Origin of the sequence: Agrococcus casei LMG 22410 (genome assembly GCF_900163565.1) — a bacterium.
Classification (GTDB): Bacteria; Actinomycetota; Actinomycetes; order Actinomycetales; family Microbacteriaceae; genus Agrococcus; species Agrococcus casei.
Genome location: NZ_FUHU01000046.1, coordinates 72,198 through 89,000 on the forward strand (window position 1 = coordinate 72,198; position 16,803 = coordinate 89,000).

The window sequence follows — 16,803 nt, forward strand, 5'->3', positions numbered from 1 at the left end:
TACACGCTTGTCATTCACAACGCCTGTGGAGGGTTGGTTGTTCCCGTTTGCGACATCCGCATCAGGTCGCGGATCTCGCCTGTGGAAAGTGGTTCTCCACAGGTGCGAAAACGGTGGAAAGAAACTTTGCACGACACGCCGGTGTGTCTTACAGCGGTGTAGTTCCGGGCGCGCCGGGGGCCGAGTAGAAGAAGATTTTCGCAGGTCGAGGCAGGTGCTTGACCTGCGGAAATCTTCTCGCGGATGGGGTGGGTCCTGGGATTTCGTGACGCCGCGAAGCGGCTCCTCAATCACCGGTGGCGGATGGGGTGGGTCCGGGATTTCGTGACGCCGCGGCGCGGCTCCTCAATCACCGGTGGCGTTGCGCGCCTACGCCGCAGCGGCTCCGCCGAGGTAGGCCGCCCGTACTTCTGGCCGCTCCACGAGCTCGCTCGGCTTGCCCTCGAGCACGACGCGGCCGCGCTGCATGACGACGGCCCTGTCGGCGATCTTGAACGACGCGCGCACGTTCTGCTCGACGAGCAGCACCGCGAGTCCGCGCTCGGCAAGCCTCGTCATCACCGTCATGATCTCGCTGACCACCTTCGGTGCGAGGCCGACAGACGGTTCGTCGAGCAGGATCACCTTCGGGTCGGCCATGAGCCCGCGCCCGATCGAGACCATCTGCTGCTCACCGCCTGACAGCGTGCCGCACACCTGCTGCAGCCTGGGCTTCAGGCGTGGAAACAGCTCGAGCACGGGATCCAGGTCGAGCTTGCCGCGCCTCGACCAGCCGCCGAGGTCGAGATTGTCTTTGACGGTCAGCGACGGAAAGCACAGCCGGTTCTCGGGCACGTGCGTCATGCCGAACTTCGCCATCTTCTCGGTCGGCTTGCCCGTCACGTCGTGACCGTCGATCTCGACCCCTCCGGCGGTCGGCGCAACGATGCCGTTGACAGCGCGCAGCAGCGTGGTCTTGCCGGCGCCGTTCGAGCCGACGACCGCCACCACCTCACCTGCGGCCACATTCAGGCTGACGCTGTGCAGCACGCGCAGCGCGCCGTAGCCCGCATCGAGGTCCTTGACTTCAAGCATCGTCGTCCTCCTTGGGGTCGTCAGAGCGCACCGCATCGACGGCGGCAACGCCTTCGAGTACCTGCTCGGCCTCGTCTTCTTCAGTGCCGAGGTATGCGGCGATGACCTTCGGATTGGCCTGCACCTCTTCTGGCGTGCCGATCGCGATGAGGTCGCCGTCATCGAGCACAGCCACCTGGTCGGCGAGCGCCATGACCTGCGCCACGTCGTGCTCGACCAGCAGCACCGTCAGCCCCGCATCGCGCAGCCTGCGCAGCAGCTCGGCCAGCACCTCTCGCTCGGCTCCGGAGAGCCCCGCCATCGGCTCGTCGAGCAGCAGCAGCGTGGGCTCGAGCGCGAGGGCCCGGCACACTTCCATCATGCGCTGGCGTCCGAACGGCAGATCGCCCGCAGGTAGATCGGCCACGTCGCCGAGGTTCAGTGCATCGAGGATGTCGCGCGCCACATCTCGGTGCCGACGCTGCTCAGCGCCCTGCATCCCGAGCATGCCACGCAGCACACCCGCCCGACCGTTCCGGTAACGACCCATGTAGACGTTGCCCAGCACATCCGTCGATCCGAACACCTGCAGGTTCTGGAACGTGCGCGTGAGGCCTGCGCTCGCGGCCACGTTGGGCTTGCGCCCCTGCACCTCACGCCCGAGGAAGCTGACGGTTCCGGAAGTCGGAGCGATCGCACCCGAGATCATGTTGAAGCACGTCGTCTTGCCCGCGCCGTTCGGGCCGATGAGCCCCGTGATCCGGCCGGCGGGCACGTCGAACGTGACGTTGTCGACCGCCACGACGCCGCCGTAGCGCTTCGTGAGGCCCTCGAGCCGCAGCACGGTCTCGCCGGTGGCGACGGGCGTCGGCATCTCGGGCAGGTTCGCCGCCGCCTGCTCGACAGCGGAGTCGATGCGCTGGGCCTCCTCCTCAGCGATCGCGGCGCTGAATGCGCCGGTAGGAGTCTGGTCGGATGCGCCCTGCAGTTTTGCAGAACGTGCGGTGGTGCTGGGGCCCTTGCCGAGCATCCGTCTGACCCAACGGGTGATGATCTGCACCACCCCGACGAACCCGCCTGGCAGCAGGATGATGACCAGCACCAGCACGAGACCGTAGCCAATCAGCTGCACTTCGCCGGTGGCTCCCGGGATGATCGTGGGGATGATCGCGCGCAGGCCGTCGCGCAGCAGCTCGACGATGAACGAGCCCGCGACCGCGCCCCAGACCGAGCCGAGCCCGCCGAGCACGACCATGAGCAGGAACTCGACCGAGAGGTGGAATTCGCCGATCTCGGGGGTGACGATGCGCACGTGATAGGCGTAGAAGACGCCGCCGAGACCCGCGAATGCGGCCGACAGCACGAAGACCTTGAGGCGCAGGCTGTAGGTGCCGACGCCGAGGCTTTCAGCAGCCAGCTCGGAGTCGTTCACGGCCGAGAGCGCGCGGCCCGCCCGAGAGCGGGTCAGGTTGAGCGCGAGGATCAGCCCGATCACCACGAACGGCGCGACGAAGTAGAAGAAGAGGCCGTTGTTGCCGATCTCCATGCCGAACACCTCGGGGCGCTGGATGCCCGAGATGCCAAGCGTGCGGTTCGTGAAGTCGGATTCGCGGGCCACGATGTAGACGATGAAGCCGAGTCCCAGCGTCGCCAGCGCCAGGAAGTGCCCGCGCAGACGCAGCAGCGGCCAGCCGACGAGCAGGGCGATGAGCATGGATACGCCGACCGCGAGCACAGCCGCGAGCACTTCGGGAATCGGCGTGCGCGTGATGAGCATCGCGTGAGCGTAGGCGCTGATCGCGAAGAACGACGCCTGGCCGAGACTGACCTGGCCCGCGAGGCCCATGAGCAGCGAAAGGCCGATCGCGGGCAGGGCGTAGATCAGGGCGAAGACGCCGATGTTCATGAGCGTCGGCGACGCCACGAGCGGAAAGACGATGAGCGCCACGACGAGTGCGGCGACGCCGATCCACTGCACGAGAGCGTTCTGCAGGATGCGCGGGGCCCGTTTCTGAGCGGCGGGCAGGGCGGTCTTCTGAGCAGTCATGTCAAACCCTCACAGCACTCTGTCGCAGCACGAGGCCCTGCGGACGGATGATGAGCACGAGAATCAGGACGAGGAAGGCGACTGCGTCTTTGAAGCCGCCGTCGATGTAGCCCGCAACGTACTGCTCGAGCACGCCCAGCACGAGCGCGCCGATGATGGCGGCCCTGAATGAGACGAGCCCGCCGAGCACCGCTGCGACGAAGCCCTTGAGGCCGAGCAGCAGCCCAGCGCTCCAGGTCGCCAGGTACAGCGGAGCTGCGACGACGCCAGAGACGCCGCCCGCGAATCCGGCGATCGCGAATGCGACGATCGAGGCGACCACCGGCGAGATGCCGACGATCCGGGCCGCGACCGGCTGCTCGGCGACCGCGCGCAGCGCCTTGCCGAACTTGGTCTTCTCGTAGAAAAGCAGGATGCCGCCGCCGACTACCAGCAGAGCGCCGAGCATCCAGAGCTCCTGCGAGCGAATCGAGATGCCCGCCACGTTGATGTCACTGCCTGGGAAGGTCGGCAGACGACGCCCTTCAGCGCCCCAGGCGAGCAGCATGCACGCCTGTATCAAGGTCGATACGCCGAGGGTCAGGATGATCGACACAAGTGTTGTCAGATTCTTGACGCGCGAGATGATCAGCCGCTCCATGATCACCGACGCCACCGTGACGCCGATGATCGCGAAGATGACGGCCAACAGCAATGGAACGCCGCCGGCGACCATCGACACGGCGCCGAGACCGGCGAGCATCGCGAAGTCGCCCTGAGCGATGTTGATGACGTGTCTGACCGTGTAGGTCGCAATGAGGCCGACGGCGAGCAGGGCGTACACAGATCCCTGTGAAAGCCCTGCCACCGTCAGCTGCAGGAAGTCGACGAGCATCGAGTCGCTACTCGGCGAGGTTCCAGCGGCCGTCGCCTGCTTCGGCCATGATCAGCGCACTCGAGTCGAGGCCCGAGTGGTTCTCGGGCGACATCTCGAAGACACCCGAGATGCCGACGAATCCACTGACGTTCTCGATCGCGTCGCGCAGGGCGTCAGCGTCGGTGCCGGCCTCTTCGAGAGCGATCACGGCGATCTTCCATGCGTCATAGGCGTGACCCGCGAATGACGACGGGGGAGTGCCGAACTCCTCTGTGTAGTCGGCCACGAACTGGTCGATCACCGGCAGCTGGGGGTCATCGTCGGGCAGCTGGTCAGCGACCAGCAGACGGCCCATGGGGGCCAGCACGCCATCGGCAGCGTCGCCGGCGGCTTCGAAGAACGCGTCGTTCGCGACACCGTGCGACTGGTAGACGGGGGCGTCGATGCCGAGCTGCACGTACGCGGCCTGCGCGAGACCAGCTGAAGGCGTGATGCCCCAGATGATGTTCGCGTCAGCCTCAGCGTTGCGGATGTTGGTCATCTGCGCGGTGAAGTCGGTAGCGCTCGGCTCGAACGACTCGGTTGCGATGAGTTCGATGCCCTGCTCGGCGCCGACCTCGGTGATCATCTCGGCGATGCCTTCGCCGAATCCGGTCGCGTCCCGGGCGAGGGCGACGGTCTTGTAGCCCTTCTCGGCCATGTTATCGATGATCGACTGGATCACGACGACGTCATTCTGCGCGGTTTTGAAGACCCAGTCGGACCCTTCAACGATGGCGGCGTTGGCCGCAATCGAGATGTTCGGAATCTGCTCCGACTCGACGATTGGGCGCATCGCCAGACTGGGCCCGGTGCGGCTGGCGCCGATGATGAGGTCGACGTCGTCGTTCTGGATCAGCTCGGTCGTCGCACGTGCGGCGCCGTCTTCTGTTGACTGGTTGTCTTTGATGATGAGCTCGACTTCGCGGCCGTTGATGCCGCCTTCTGCATTGAGCTGGTCGGCCAGCATCTGAAGCGTGTTCTGTTCAGGAACGCCGAGGTTTGCGCCGACACCTGTGATGTCAAGCACTGCTCCGATGACGATGGGGCCCTCTTCAGCCTCGCCGTCGCCGCCTGTGTCGTCGTCTCCTCCGAAGTTGCCGCCTCCTCCGCAAGCCGTGAGCGTGAGGGCAGCGGCCGCCGCGAGCGCGACGGGCATGATGCGTCGATGTGATCGAGCCATGGAACTCTCCTTTGAGTTCGTGCTGGTGCACGGGGTGGTCGTCAGATGACCGAACGATCGGTCAGTAACGATCCTGCCCTGTCGCGCGGCTCATGCACAGACATCGGAGGTGATAGTGATCAAATCGTAATGCGGCGTCGTTGCAGTGCGGTGTCTGGAAGCCGCTCTCGTTGGCAGCGGAATCACGAGCTGGCGTCGCCAGACCACGTTGGCCGGAGGCTCGGTTCTGGGGTTCGGCGCTATTCTTCGGCGCTGAGCGAGGCGCGGTGTGGATTATGCGCCTGGCCTCGCGCTCAGGCACTGAAAATGGCGAAGGGGGTGCGTGCAGTCAGAGCCCTCGTGCGACCGCGGCACCCGCAGCAAGCCAGGCGCGCTGCGTCGTCGGGTCGAGTGACCCGAGGCGCAGCAGCCCGTCGACCATTGCCGGGTCGTGCGGAATCGCCACGACCTCGCGCGCGAACTCGCGGTAGCCGTCAGAGACGCGGCGCAGCTCGTGCTTCGACTCCTTGGGGTCTGCCTGGTTCACGATTGCCACAGCATTCGCAGCCAGCTTCGCCGAGCGCTCGTCACGCGCACGGAGTGCGTCGAGCAGCAGCGCGCCGGCTTCTGCGTGGTCGTCACGCGTCGTGGTCGCGACGACGATCTGATCTGCGTGGTCGATCATCTGCAGCCACAGCGGGTCTGACTCGTCGTTGCCCGAGTCGATCACCACGAGGCGGTAGTACTTCGAGGCGACCGCGTGAATGGCGTCGACATCGTCACCGCTGATGCGCTGGGCGGCAGCCAAAGCCATCGGCTTCGAGCGCAGCACGTCATAGCGGTCGCGAGTCTGGTGGTGCACGTAGCTTGCGAGGTCGGCACTCTGGGCGCCGGTGCCGAGCAGCTGCTGCACGTTGGGCAGCAGATCGAGCAGCGTCGACTCGTGCGGGCCCTGCTCGGTGCGCCATCCGAGGGTTCCGCGGGTCTGGTTGTTGTCCCAGGCGAGCACGCCGGCGCCGCCGTAGCGGGCCAGGATCGCCGAGAGCAGGATCGTGGTCGGCGTCTTGCCGGCCCCGCCCTTGCCGTTGACGACCGCGATGGTGCGCGGGCCGGGCCAGTGCTGCGAGACAGCCTGCTCGTCGGCACGCTCTGCTCGCTCGCGCTCGCTCGGCGCAACCTTCGCGCCCATCTTCGTCATGAATCCGCGGAAGCCCTGCTGAGCCGGCTCTTCCACGGTCTCCTGCACGAGGAACGACTTTCGAGGCCCTGCAGGGGCAGACGGATGCGCGGCTGCAGCCGCCGGCGTCGCCTGCGTCATCGAGGGCAGCGGGGGTGCCGCCTGAGGCGACTGCTGCGCGGGCTTGGGCGTCGGACGCTGCTGTGCCCGCGCGGGCTGGGGCGCCGATGCCTGCGGCTGATTCGGCTGCGGTGAAGGTGCCTGCTGTGACGGTGCAGCCTGCTGAGCAGCCGGTGCCGAGCGCGGCGGGCGGGTGTCGTGAATCGGAGCCGACGGCTCGGGCCGCGCGGGAGGCGAAGCGAGCGAGCCGCCCGGCTGGTCAGCTGCGGGCGCTGCGCTCGAATCACTGGGCGCAGCCGACTCCCGCCACGACGCGAGCGTCTGCTGCGGCGTGCTGAGGTTCGGGGCCGAGGGCGCGTCTGACACCGGGGCCGCCTGCGGTGCCGGGGCCGCCTCGGGGGCCGACGGCGCATCCGCTGGCTCCGCCGCACTGGGTGCCTCTGCTGCACTGGGCACTGGCGCCGCGCTGGGCACCACGGGCGCAGCGGCTGCCTCAGGCTCCGGGGCCCCTGTCGCGGGGTAGGCGTCAGACTGCGGCTTCCAGACGGGGGCCGATTCGATCACCGACGGCGCGGGCGCTGCGGCAACGGGAGTTGCGGGGCGCTGCTCGTCGTCTGCGGTGCGGGGCTGGCGAGGCGCGGTCTCTTCGACCTTGCCGTCAGGGTGCACTGCCAGCGTCGCAACCGCATCGATGTCGGTGATGACGAGCGACACCGTCGAGCCGGTCGCGGCGGCATGCTCGGCCGTGCGATGGATGATGTCGCGCCGAAGATTGGTGAGGGTCATGGCCTCGAGATGCTCGTCTCGGCCGTCGAGGCTGAGATCTGCCGTCACATCGGCGTGAACGATCGCGTGATTCATCGTGAGTGCACTCCTACTCATAGAACATCCGCGATGTTACCGGTCGCCGTCGACTGGCACCTGAGCGCGGGGTCTCGCGGCTATGCGACCATTGCCGCCCGAATGCTCCAGGGGTGTCCGCCGGGTTCGGATGCGCGCATCCGCTCTGCGTCAGACACCTCACCCAGCACGGTCTTGGCGGCGGGTATGAGCCTGCTCGCCATCTCGCTGCTCGCGCTCACGGTCGACAGCTCGTTCTTCACGGTGATGATCATGCGGGCACCTCGCTCTTGGAGTCGGTCAGTTCGCTCAGCGTCACACGCACCTCTGACTGCCGCCGGTTCGCGGGCGACTCGTTGCGGTCGGCGACGGCCTGTCCGATGCTGCGCACCGCGAGCACCAGAGCGAAGACGATCGCCCATGACGCCACGAACAGCGCGAGCACCAGGAGTCCGATGTTCGTCAGCTCTGCAAGCCTGTTCAGGAACTCGATCATGGTGGCCTCTCTTCGCGTCTCGCAGCGGGTGCTGCTCTGTGTACTTACGAACTTACGAAGAGAGCACCTGCCTGCGCGTCGCCCTCTGGGGTGGTTGTCGTCATACCTGAGGATGATCGCTGCTCGGCTGTTCTCTGTCATGCGGATGACCGCGCCGCGCTGCACCGATTGGGATTCGCTGATCGCCGTGAGCGGATACCCCAGCCGATGTCACACGCAGTCAATAGGATTGCCCGCATGACCAATGGCGTTTCAGGAATCAACACAGACGAGTTCACAACCGACATCGGCCCCCGCGACGACCTCTTCATGCACGTGCATGCGAAGTGGCTCGAGCGCACCGAGATCCCGAGCGACAAAGCGCGCTGGGGCTCGTTCGCGGTGCTCGCTGACACGGCAGAGGACGCCGTGAAGCAGATCGTGACCGAGACCAAAGACGCCGCTGCCGGCACCGAAGACCGCAAGATCGGCGACCTCTACGCGAGCTTCATGGACGAAGCGAAGCTCAACGAGCTCGGCGGCGACCCGATTCGCCCGCAGCTGGCCGAGGTCGACGCCGTCTCGAGCGTCACCGAGTTCCTCACGCTGCTGGGCCGCGGCGACTCGACCGGCGGGCCCGGCTTCATCGGCCAGTTCGTCGACACCGACTTCGGCAGCCCCGACACCAACATCCTGTTCTGGATGCAGGGCGGCATCGGCCTGCCCGACGAGTCGTACTACCGCGAAGAGCCCTTCGAAGAGGTGCGCGAGAAGTACCGCGAGTACCTCGAGCGCATGCTCGATCTGCTGGGCGAGCAGAACGCGGCAGAGCAGGCCGAGCGCATCTGGAACCTCGAGGTGCAGATCGCCAAGCTGCACTGGAACAAGGTCGACGCACGCGACTTCGAGAAGATGTACAACGTGATCGCGGTGCGCGACGAGTTCCCCGAGCTGCTGCCGTTCATCGACGCGGTCGAGGCTCCGTCGCACGCGTTCGACAAGGTCGTCGTCGGGCAGCCCGACTTCATCGCAGGCGCCATCAGGCTGCTGACAGCAGACAACCTCGAAGCCTGGAAGTCGTGGGCCAAGCTCTCGATCATCCGCGGTTCGGCCGCATACCTCTCGACCGAGATCTCGAAGGCCAACTTCGACTTCTACGGCACCGCACTTACCGGCACGACCGAGCAGCGCGCCCGCTGGAAGCGCGGCGTCGGCTTCGTCGAGGGCGCCATCGGCGACGCAGTCGGCCGCGCATACGTCGAGCGTCACTTCTCGAAGACCGCGAAGGCTCGCATGCAAGAGCTGATCGGCAACCTCGTCTGGGCCTATGAAGACTCGATCAAGAGCATCGACTGGATGGGCGACGAGACCAAGAAGCGCGCGCTCGACAAGCTGGCGAAGTTCACGCCCAAGATCGGCTATCCCGTCAAGTGGCGCAGCTACGAGGGCCTCGAGGTCACCGAAGGCGACCTGCTGCGCAACGTGCGCCAGGCCACGCACCACGAGCACCTCTACGAGATGGCGAAGGTGGGCGGCCCCATCGACCGCGACGAGTGGGAGATGAGCCCGCAGACCGTCAACGCCTACTACCACCCGGGTCGCAACGAGATCGTGTTCCCGGCGGCCATCCTGCAGCCTCCGTTCTTCGACGAGACCTGGGACGACGCGGCCATCCACGGCGCGATCGGCTCGGTCATCGGCCACGAGATCGGGCACGGGTTCGACGACCAGGGCTCGAAGTTCGATGGCGACGGCCAGCTGGTCGACTGGTGGACCGAAGCCGACCGCGAGGCGTTCGAAGAGCGCACCAAGTCGCTCACCGAGCAGTACAACGCGCTCGCGCCGTACGAGGCGCCCGACCACAAGGTCAACGGCGAGCTCACCCTCGGCGAGAACATCGGCGACCTCGGCGGCCTCGGCATCGCCTGGAAGGCGTACCAGCACGCGCTCGGCGGTAGCGAGGCTCCTGTCATCGACGGCCTCACCGGTGCGCAGCGCTTCTTCTATGCCTGGGCTCAGGTCTGGCAGCTGAAGATCCGCCGCGAAGAGGCCATCCGCCTCGTGCAGATCGACCCGCATTCGCCCAACGAGCACCGCACGAACCAGATCGTGAAGAACCTCGACGCGTTCTACGACGCGTTCGACGTGCAGGAGGGCGACCCGATGTACCTCGCTCCCGAGGAGCGCGTCACCATCTGGTGACGCCCTTCACGACAGAACGGATGCGCGGCTCGCTCGAGTCGCGCATCCGTTCTGTATATAAGGGGGTCGTCAGGTCTGCCGCGGGATTTCGCCCGTGTCAGCCCGCTGGGCCGCACGCTGCTGCTCGGCCTGCTGTGCCCACTCGGGCGTGACGCCCTGCGTCTGCCCGAACTTCACCGAGACCTTGCGCGGCTCGGTCACGAGCGGCTTCGGCAGGCGGCGGCCGAAGAATCCGGTCACGGCCATGAGCGCGATGAGCACTGCCAGGACGATCCAGCCGGGCAGGCCGATCGCCGTCTGCAGGAAGCCGTCGGGCGTCTCCTCTTCGAACACCAAGAAGATGATGCCGATCGAGATGACCGAGTTGAGGGCACCGTGGCCGACCGCCGCGACGTACACATTGCGGCACCACATGCGTGACCAGTTGAGCAGCACGCCCACGAAGAACGTGAAGCCGATCATCATCAGCACGCCGAGCGCGTCGGTGCGGCCGAAGTTGTAGCCGAGCAGGATGAGCGGCGCATGCCACACGCCCCAGATGACACCCGAGATGAGGCTCATCTTCCAGAAGCCGAGCGGCGCGAGGGCCGGCACCAGGAATCCTCGCCAACCGAGCTCCTCGCCGAATGCGAAGATCGTCGCCTGCACGACGATCAGCGGAATCGTCACGAACTGCAGCAGCACGAGCATGTCGACCGGAATCCCGGCCTGCTCGGCAAGGGGCTCGAGGGCTTCGGTGCTGTAGCCGAGCTCGGCCAGCCCGAACGCCGCGGTCAGCAGCGCCGCGAGCACCGACACGATGCCGAAGATCACGGGCCAGGCGAGAATCAGGATGATCGACCGCCACACAGGCTTGAACGGCGTCAGGCCGAGGTAGCGCGCTTTGTGCTTCGGCTTGACGATGAAGAACGTCACGATGAGCGCCGCGACCGTGGGCGTGTACATCATGAGCGGCGTCGTCCAGCCGAATGCGGGGTCTGCCAGGCCATCGCCGAGCCACAGCGGCAGCGTCACGGCCCAGGCGAGCGCCATGGCGAGCACGGTGTAGACGACAACTGCGACCCACGGAACCTTCGGCGGCGCAGTAGGCACGGCACCTGTCACCGGCCGCACCGAATGCGCTGAGACGGGGGAGGGCGCGGCATCCTGCGTGAGCGCACCGTGCTGCGAAGACGTTGGCTGCAGAGCGCCGGAGGGCTGGGGTGAGGCTGCGTCGTCGGGAGTCATGACTCCATCCTTGCCACCATCGTCGGGCAGCGCTTCCCCCGACTGGCGGAACTTGGTCGGATGCGCATCCGCCGTTCGACAGACCGACGCGTCGAGGGGTCACGCTGTGCAGCACGCACAAGCGAGACGCACTGAGCGCCGAATATTCGCCCGCATCCTCAAATCCGGTGTGCGGCGACCCGTCAATCCCGGTACCGTAGTCAACGTGCCAGAGAGCACTCAACGTTTGGAGAGCATTATGCGTGGACGAATTCTCTTTGTTGTAGGCATCGGCGTCGGATATGTGCTCGGCGCGCGTGCCGGACGACAGCGCTACGAGCAGATCGCCTCGAGCGCAAGCAAGCTCTGGAACTCAGACGCAGTCACCAAGCCGCGAGAGCAGGCAGTCGACTTCGTGCAGAAGCAGAGCCCGAAGGTGGCATCGGCTGCAGCAGACGCAGCTTCGAAGGCCATCGGCAAAGTCACCAACCGCAAGTAGGTAATCACCCATGAGTGAGCGCAAGCGCTTGGGAGACCTCATCAGCGAGGTCCCCGGTCAGATCACCAGCCTGCTGAAGGCCGAGATCGCCAACCTGAAGGCAGAAGTCACCGGCAAGGTGAAAGGCATCGGCATCGGCGCCGTGCTGCTCATCGTCGCCGTGGTGTTCGCGCTGTACATGGTGGGGTGGCTGTTCGCGGCCGGCTTCCACGCGTGGCAGCTGCTGTTCCCCGAGTGGGCCGCTGCGCTGCTCACCGCAGCTTCGCTGCTGGTCATCATCCTGATCCTCGCGATCCCCGGTGCGCTGATGGTGATGAAGAACGCCAAGTTCGGCGACATGCGCTCAGTTGGCTCCATCAAAGAAGACGTCAACATGGCTCGCGGACTCGGTCACGCCGCAGACGGCACCTCGCCGCTTGATGACCTCGACGCCCGCGAAGACCTGAAGGCCAAGAACGAAGAGGGCGACCGATGAGCGACGAAAACAAGAACGAGCCGACGCCCACGCAGGCTGAGATCGACCGCCAGCGCGAAGAGCTGCGCCGCAACCTCAACGACCTCGAAGACCGCGTGAACCCCGCCAAGGTGTTCGCGCGCACCAAGAGCAGCGTCGAGAAGTCGGTTCGCGAAGAGCCCACTCCCTGGATCGCCGCTGCAGCCGGCACCGTCGTGCTGATCGCCGGAGCCATCGCGCTCGCGGTCATCGGCAAGCGTCGCTGAGCGCACCGTGCGCCGCCACACGGCGCTGATCACTGGCGCAACCGCCGGGATCGGCGCCGAATTGGCGCGCCAGCTGGCCGCCAAGCAGGTCAACTTGGTGCTAGTGGCTCGCACCGCTGACAGGCTCGAGGCCCTCGCAGCCGAGCTCTCTGCCGCACACGGGGTGACGGCTGCCGCGTTTCCGTGCGATCTCGCCGACCCTGACGACCTCGAGCGTCTTGCCGAGCGCGTCGCCGATGCCGCGCATCCGATCGACATCCTTGTGAATAACGCCGGGTTCGGCATTCACGCGCAGTTCGAATCGAGCCCTGTTGCCGACGAGCGCCGGTTGTTCGAGGTGCTCGCGTGGGCGCCGGTTCGGCTCTCGCATGCCGCAGTGCCGGGGATGCTTGAGCGTGGCCACGGTTGGATCCTCAACGTCGCAAGTGTCGCCGCGTTCACTCCCACCGGCACGTACGGCGCGGTCAAGGCGGCAGTCGTGTCGTTGTCGAGGTCGCTGAATGCCCGATACCGGTCGCAGGGGCTGCATGTGACGGCACTTTGCCCCGGCATGGTGCGCACCGAGTTTCACGAGCGCATGGGAGCCGACGGCGCCGAACGCCTGCCAAGCATTGCATGGGCGGATGCGCGCACAGTCGCCCGGGACGGCATCCGTGCACTGCGCCGCGGCAGAAGCGTTGTGGTCGCCGACTGGCGCTACCGCTTGCTGCAGCCGCTCGTGCATGTGCTGCCGGATCGCCTCACGGAGCGGGTTTCTTCTACAGCTTTGTGAGGGCCGAGGTGTGCTGAAAGTAGTCAATTATCGGCGAAACGCCGGCTGGAGCCTACTTTGGGGCACGCAAACCGAGATTTGACTACTTTGAGGCACACGGGCCGGCAGCAAGCTGCAGAATCAGCCCTCTGTCTGCGGCAGGTGCACCGCGAGCTCGAAGTTCGTGCCGTCGCCAGAAGCGTCAGCGAGCCCGAGCCGCTCGTAGAAGTCAGCGGCCACCTGCGACGACTGCCACTGCAGCACGCCGATCCGCCGCTCGTCCTGTGCCCAATTGCGCACGTCGTTGAACAGCGCACGCCCAGCCCCGCGGCCGCGCGCCTCGGGTGCGACCCAGAGGTCGTGCATCCGCGCCACCGACCGGTCTTCGCCCGACGGGGGCCCGTAGTCCTGCGCCGCCGCATACCCGAGCGTCTGCCCGTCGATCTCGGCGACGACGATGCGGTGATCCCAGCTGTCGACGAGGCGATCGAGCCGGTCGCGGTAGCGGTTGACCTTCTCGTCGGTCGACGAGGCGGTGCTGTGCTTGACGAACAGCCCGTGCAGCTCGCGCACGTCTGACGCGTTGGCCGCCCTGATCACGAGACCGGCGCTCATGAGGCGACCTGCGCATCCGTCTGAACACTCGCATCTGCATGCACGCTGCAGAGCACTTCGCAGTCGGGATGCGCGACTACCTGTCGCGTGCAGTCTGCGACAGCGCAGTCGCCCACGTGGTTGGTTTCGCCGCCGCACGCGGTGCACGAGCCGATGACCTTGGCGCCGTCGCCGAAGTCCATCGTGCCGCGCTTGTCGAAGACGTAGAGCGAGCCTTCCCAGAGGCCTGAGTTGCCGAACGTCTCGCCGTATCGAGCGATGCCACCCTCGATCTGGTAGACGTTCTCGAACCCTCGGTTGATCATGAGCGTCGAGAGCACCTCGCACCGGATGCCGCCAGTGCAGTATGTGACGATCGGCTTGTCTTTGAGGTGGTCGTACTTGCCGCTCTCGAGCTCGTCGATGAAGTCGCGAGTCGTCTCGACCTCGGGCACGACCGCGTTCTTGAAGCGCCCGACCTCTGCCTCGTACTTGTTGCGGCCGTCGAAGAAGACGGTGTCGGGATGCTCTTCGATCAGCTGGTGCACCGCGGCGGGTTTCAGATGCTTGCCGCCGCCCACGACGCCGGATTCGTCGACCTCGATCTCGTCAGATGCGCCAAACGTGACGATCTCGTCGCGCACCTTGACGGTGAGCTTCGGAAAGTCTGCGCTGCCGCCGCTCGACCACTTGATCTCGGTGCCGCGAAAGCCGCTGTACTCGCGAGTGAGGCGTACGTAGCGCTTCAGAGCGTCGATGTCGCCGCCGAGGGTGCCATTGATGCCGTGCTCAGAGATCAGCACGCGGCCGGTCAGGCCGAGCGTCTGGGCAAGCGTGAACTGCCACATGCGGATCGCTTCAGGATCGGGCAACGGCGTGAACTTGTAGAAGAGGATCACCTTCTGCATGCCTCCATTGTCGCAGTTCTGGCGCATCGCACACACGCCTGGCCAAAATCGGCTCGCAGCGCCAGGATCGAACGCGTGAATATGTGGCTGCAATGGATCCTCGCGCTCTTCTTCAGAAGCAAGGGCCGACCGCGTCTCGACCTGACTGCGGTGTCGCGAATCGGCTTCAGGGTCTGGCCGACCGACATCGATCTGATGATGCACATGAACAATGGCAGGTACCTGTCGTACATGGACCTCGGCCGGGTCGATCTGACCGAGCGCACAGGTCTTGCGACCGTGCTGCAGGCACACGGCATCTCGGCGGTCGTCGGCGCGCAGACCATCACCTACCGCAAGTCGCTGCAGCCGTTCCAGCGCTTCACGGTCGAGTCACGCCTGGTCGGCACCGACGAGCGCGCCTTCTACATCGAGCAGCGCTTCGTCGTGCGAGGCGAGGTCTATGCGCGTGCGATCGTGCGCGGCCGGCTCATCAGCAAGACCAAGGGCACGCTGAAGGTCGCCGAGCTCAAGGAAGTCACGGGCCACGACTGGGCCGCGTGGAGCGCCTCGCCCGAGATCGTCGCGTGGGCTGAGCAGTTCAAGCTGCCGGCGACGAAGGCGGATGCGCCCAGCGAGTGGACAGCGCCGGCCCCGGAAGCGCCGCGTCACCCGTAGGCCACACCTCGACTCAGCAGACTGTGAGGCAATGCCCACCGGTCGCCAACGTGGGGGAGCAGGCGTCGACGTAGCTTGGTGAGCGTCATTGAAACCCACCAATCGGAGGCATCATGAACAAGCTCACGAAAGCAGCACTCACAGGCGTCGCAGCCCTCGGACTCATCGGCGGCGGGCTCGTCACCGGCGGCGGATCCCCTGCGGCCGAGGCGGCAGGCGGCTACAAGATGTACAACTCGAAGAACTACTGCAAGACGGTCGCTCTTGACCTGCAGATGTCAGGCGGAACCGTCGTCCTCAATTGCCAGTGGGTGCCGCTCAGCAACAAGTACCTGCTCATCTGGAAGTAGCTTCAGACAGCAGCTGCACCTCACAGCTCTGCCGGCCGCAGCGTGCGCGCGTAGTCCTCTTTCACGACGTGCAGGTGCGTCCACGACTCGACGGCGGCCGTGGCCGGCAGCGCTCGCAGCGCCTCGATCGACGCGAACACGCTGCGGGGGTTCGGGCCCACCATCGTCGCGATGAAGTCGTGTCGCCCGTACGACTGCGCGGCGAAGTCGACTGCCTTGTTCTTCGCCAGGAACTCGGCGATCTGCTCGTCGTCGCCGCGCGAGGTGATGCCGACGCCGACGCCGAGCTGCCCGCGCACGACGCCGCGCGCCTCGACCGCTGAGATGCGGATCACGTTCTGCTCGATCAGGCGGTTGACGCGCTCGCGAACGCTCGAGGGCTGCATTCCGACGTCGCCCGCGAGGGCTGTGTAACTGCGCCTGCCGTCACCTTCGAGCAGCGTGATGAGTTTGCGGTCGATGTCGTCGGGCTCGTAGTCGCCGCGGTAGTTCGCAACGAAGAACCCGCGGACGATGCGGATGTACGTCGTGGTCGAGACGCGTTCGACGCCTTCCAGAGAGCGCACCCACTGCAGCAGCTCGAGCATCGCGTCGGTGCTGCCGAAGCGGGTCTCGAAGACCACATGGTCGGCGCCGGAGACCGCCGAGACGAACACGGTCTCCTCGCGAGCCCGCAGCTGCTCGGTCACGTGCGCGGTGCTGCCGCTGACGCGAAGCATGTTGTGCGTGAGGATGCTGTGGCCGAGAAACCCGGGGTCGACCGCGGCGACGACGCGGACGGTGCCGTCGTCGAGGAGGCGCTTGAGCCGAGAGGAGACCTGCGCCCTGCTCGCCTCGAGTTCGTCAGCGAGCGTCTGGATGCTGGCCCGGCCATCCTGTTGCAGTGCACGCACCAGGGCCGCGTCGAACTGGTCTTCCGATGGCTTCATGCGTCGCCCTCTCAAATCGTTATCGTCGACAATTCTCGGCTATACCCCATCAGAATATCGACAGAATGCCGACATTCGGTCGGAGATTGACTGCAAACTGTGGGCCGTGTCTTCATATTGTCGGCAAACCGGCTCGATCACTGAAAACCTATGCTTGGCAATCGCGTCAGTTCGACGTAGAGTTCCTCCATTGCACCAAACGAGCAAGGGAGCTTGCC

The 16,803-nt window shown here is 66.0% G+C and carries 18 protein-coding genes; 7 read left to right on the top strand and 11 right to left on the bottom strand.

The genetic code is table 11. The annotated features are described in order from the left end of the window. Window positions 1-369: 369 nt before the first annotated feature. The 7 genes from CZ674_RS13255 to CZ674_RS13280 all read right to left on the bottom strand — a co-directional run bounded on the left by CZ674_RS13255 (window position 370) and on the right by CZ674_RS13280 (window position 7,790). Window positions 370-1,074, bottom strand: coding sequence for an ABC transporter ATP-binding protein (locus CZ674_RS13255; RefSeq protein ID WP_086992995.1), 705 nt, complete (start codon window positions 1,072-1,074; stop codon window positions 370-372). After that, window positions 1,067-3,100, bottom strand: a complete 2,034-nt coding sequence (locus tag CZ674_RS13260; RefSeq protein WP_086992996.1) for a branched-chain amino acid ABC transporter ATP-binding protein/permease — start codon at window positions 3,098-3,100, stop codon at window positions 1,067-1,069. Before CZ674_RS13260 ends, CZ674_RS13255 begins: the two co-directional genes overlap by 8 nt. Window position 3,101: 1 nt before the next feature. Then, the gene (locus CZ674_RS13265; RefSeq protein WP_086992997.1) at window positions 3,102-3,974 is read right to left on the bottom strand and encodes a branched-chain amino acid ABC transporter permease; all 873 of its coding nucleotides are present in this window, start codon (window positions 3,972-3,974) and stop codon (window positions 3,102-3,104) included. 7 nt (window positions 3,975-3,981) lie between these two features. Then, on the bottom strand, window positions 3,982-5,178 hold the full coding sequence (locus tag CZ674_RS13270; RefSeq protein ID WP_086992998.1) for an ABC transporter substrate-binding protein: 1,197 nt from the start codon (window positions 5,176-5,178) through the stop codon (window positions 3,982-3,984). A gap of 328 nt (window positions 5,179-5,506) precedes the next feature. Continuing rightward, window positions 5,507-7,315: a MinD/ParA family ATP-binding protein gene (locus tag CZ674_RS14455; RefSeq protein WP_234988597.1), complete on the bottom strand. Its 1,809-nt coding sequence runs from the start codon at window positions 7,313-7,315 to the stop codon at window positions 5,507-5,509. 80 nt (window positions 7,316-7,395) lie between these two features. Then, on the bottom strand, window positions 7,396-7,569 hold the full coding sequence (locus tag CZ674_RS14220; RefSeq protein WP_159457002.1) for a hypothetical protein: 174 nt from the start codon (window positions 7,567-7,569) through the stop codon (window positions 7,396-7,398). Next, the gene (locus CZ674_RS13280; protein ID WP_086992999.1) at window positions 7,566-7,790 is read right to left on the bottom strand and encodes a hypothetical protein; all 225 of its coding nucleotides are present in this window, start codon (window positions 7,788-7,790) and stop codon (window positions 7,566-7,568) included. Before CZ674_RS13280 ends, CZ674_RS14220 begins: the two co-directional genes overlap by 4 nt. Before the next feature lie 237 nt (window positions 7,791-8,027). Here CZ674_RS13280 and CZ674_RS13285 point away from each other — a divergent pair, with 237 nt between their 5' ends. Beyond that, complete coding sequence (locus tag CZ674_RS13285) at window positions 8,028-9,971, top strand: M13 family metallopeptidase (RefSeq protein WP_086993000.1); 1,944 nt, start codon at window positions 8,028-8,030, stop codon at window positions 9,969-9,971. 69 nt (window positions 9,972-10,040) lie between these two features. Here CZ674_RS13285 and CZ674_RS13290 read toward each other — a convergent pair whose 3' ends face one another. Then, on the bottom strand, window positions 10,041-11,198 hold the full coding sequence (locus CZ674_RS13290; RefSeq protein WP_086993001.1) for a CPBP family intramembrane glutamic endopeptidase: 1,158 nt from the start codon (window positions 11,196-11,198) through the stop codon (window positions 10,041-10,043). Between the two features lie 238 nt (window positions 11,199-11,436). Between CZ674_RS13290 and CZ674_RS13295 the strand changes: the two genes are divergently transcribed. The 4 genes from CZ674_RS13295 to CZ674_RS13310 are packed head-to-tail and all read left to right on the top strand — an operon-like array spanning window position 11,437 to window position 13,168. Then, on the top strand, window positions 11,437-11,676 hold the full coding sequence (locus CZ674_RS13295) for a hypothetical protein (RefSeq protein ID WP_086993002.1): 240 nt from the start codon (window positions 11,437-11,439) through the stop codon (window positions 11,674-11,676). A 10-nt stretch (window positions 11,677-11,686) separates the two neighbouring features. Then, window positions 11,687-12,151, top strand: coding sequence for a phage holin family protein (locus tag CZ674_RS13300; protein ID WP_086993003.1), 465 nt, complete (start codon window positions 11,687-11,689; stop codon window positions 12,149-12,151). After that, window positions 12,148-12,396 carry a DUF3618 domain-containing protein gene (locus tag CZ674_RS13305; protein WP_086993004.1) on the top strand — a complete coding sequence of 83 codons (249 nt, stop codon included), beginning with the start codon at window positions 12,148-12,150 and terminating at the stop codon, window positions 12,394-12,396. Before CZ674_RS13300 ends, CZ674_RS13305 begins: the two co-directional genes overlap by 4 nt. Before the next feature lie 7 nt (window positions 12,397-12,403). Beyond that, on the top strand, window positions 12,404-13,168 hold the full coding sequence (locus CZ674_RS13310) for an SDR family NAD(P)-dependent oxidoreductase (RefSeq protein WP_086993005.1): 765 nt from the start codon (window positions 12,404-12,406) through the stop codon (window positions 13,166-13,168). A 120-nt stretch (window positions 13,169-13,288) separates the two neighbouring features. On the opposite strand, the gene CZ674_RS13315 is transcribed toward CZ674_RS13310, so the two are convergent. Continuing rightward, window positions 13,289-13,762 (bottom strand): GNAT family N-acetyltransferase, encoded by a 474-nt coding sequence (locus tag CZ674_RS13315; protein WP_086993006.1) that lies wholly within the window; start codon window positions 13,760-13,762, stop codon window positions 13,289-13,291. Beyond that, on the bottom strand, window positions 13,759-14,676 hold the full coding sequence (gene trhO, locus CZ674_RS13320; RefSeq protein ID WP_327078629.1) for an oxygen-dependent tRNA uridine(34) hydroxylase TrhO: 918 nt from the start codon (window positions 14,674-14,676) through the stop codon (window positions 13,759-13,761). Before trhO ends, CZ674_RS13315 begins: the two co-directional genes overlap by 4 nt. A gap of 54 nt (window positions 14,677-14,730) precedes the next feature. Here trhO and CZ674_RS13325 point away from each other — a divergent pair, with 54 nt between their 5' ends. Then, window positions 14,731-15,306 carry a thioesterase family protein gene (locus CZ674_RS13325; RefSeq protein WP_086993008.1) on the top strand — a complete coding sequence of 192 codons (576 nt, stop codon included), beginning with the start codon at window positions 14,731-14,733 and terminating at the stop codon, window positions 15,304-15,306. Window positions 15,307-15,419: 113 nt separating this feature from the next. Beyond that, entirely contained in the window at window positions 15,420-15,656 is a 237-nt protein-coding gene (locus CZ674_RS13330; RefSeq protein ID WP_086993009.1) for a hypothetical protein, read from the top strand. 20 nt (window positions 15,657-15,676) lie between these two features. Here the strand turns inward: CZ674_RS13330 and CZ674_RS13335 are convergent, their stop codons facing one another. Continuing rightward, window positions 15,677-16,585 carry an Lrp/AsnC family transcriptional regulator gene (locus CZ674_RS13335; protein ID WP_086993010.1) on the bottom strand — a complete coding sequence of 303 codons (909 nt, stop codon included), beginning with the start codon at window positions 16,583-16,585 and terminating at the stop codon, window positions 15,677-15,679. Window positions 16,586-16,803 lie beyond the last annotated feature (218 nt).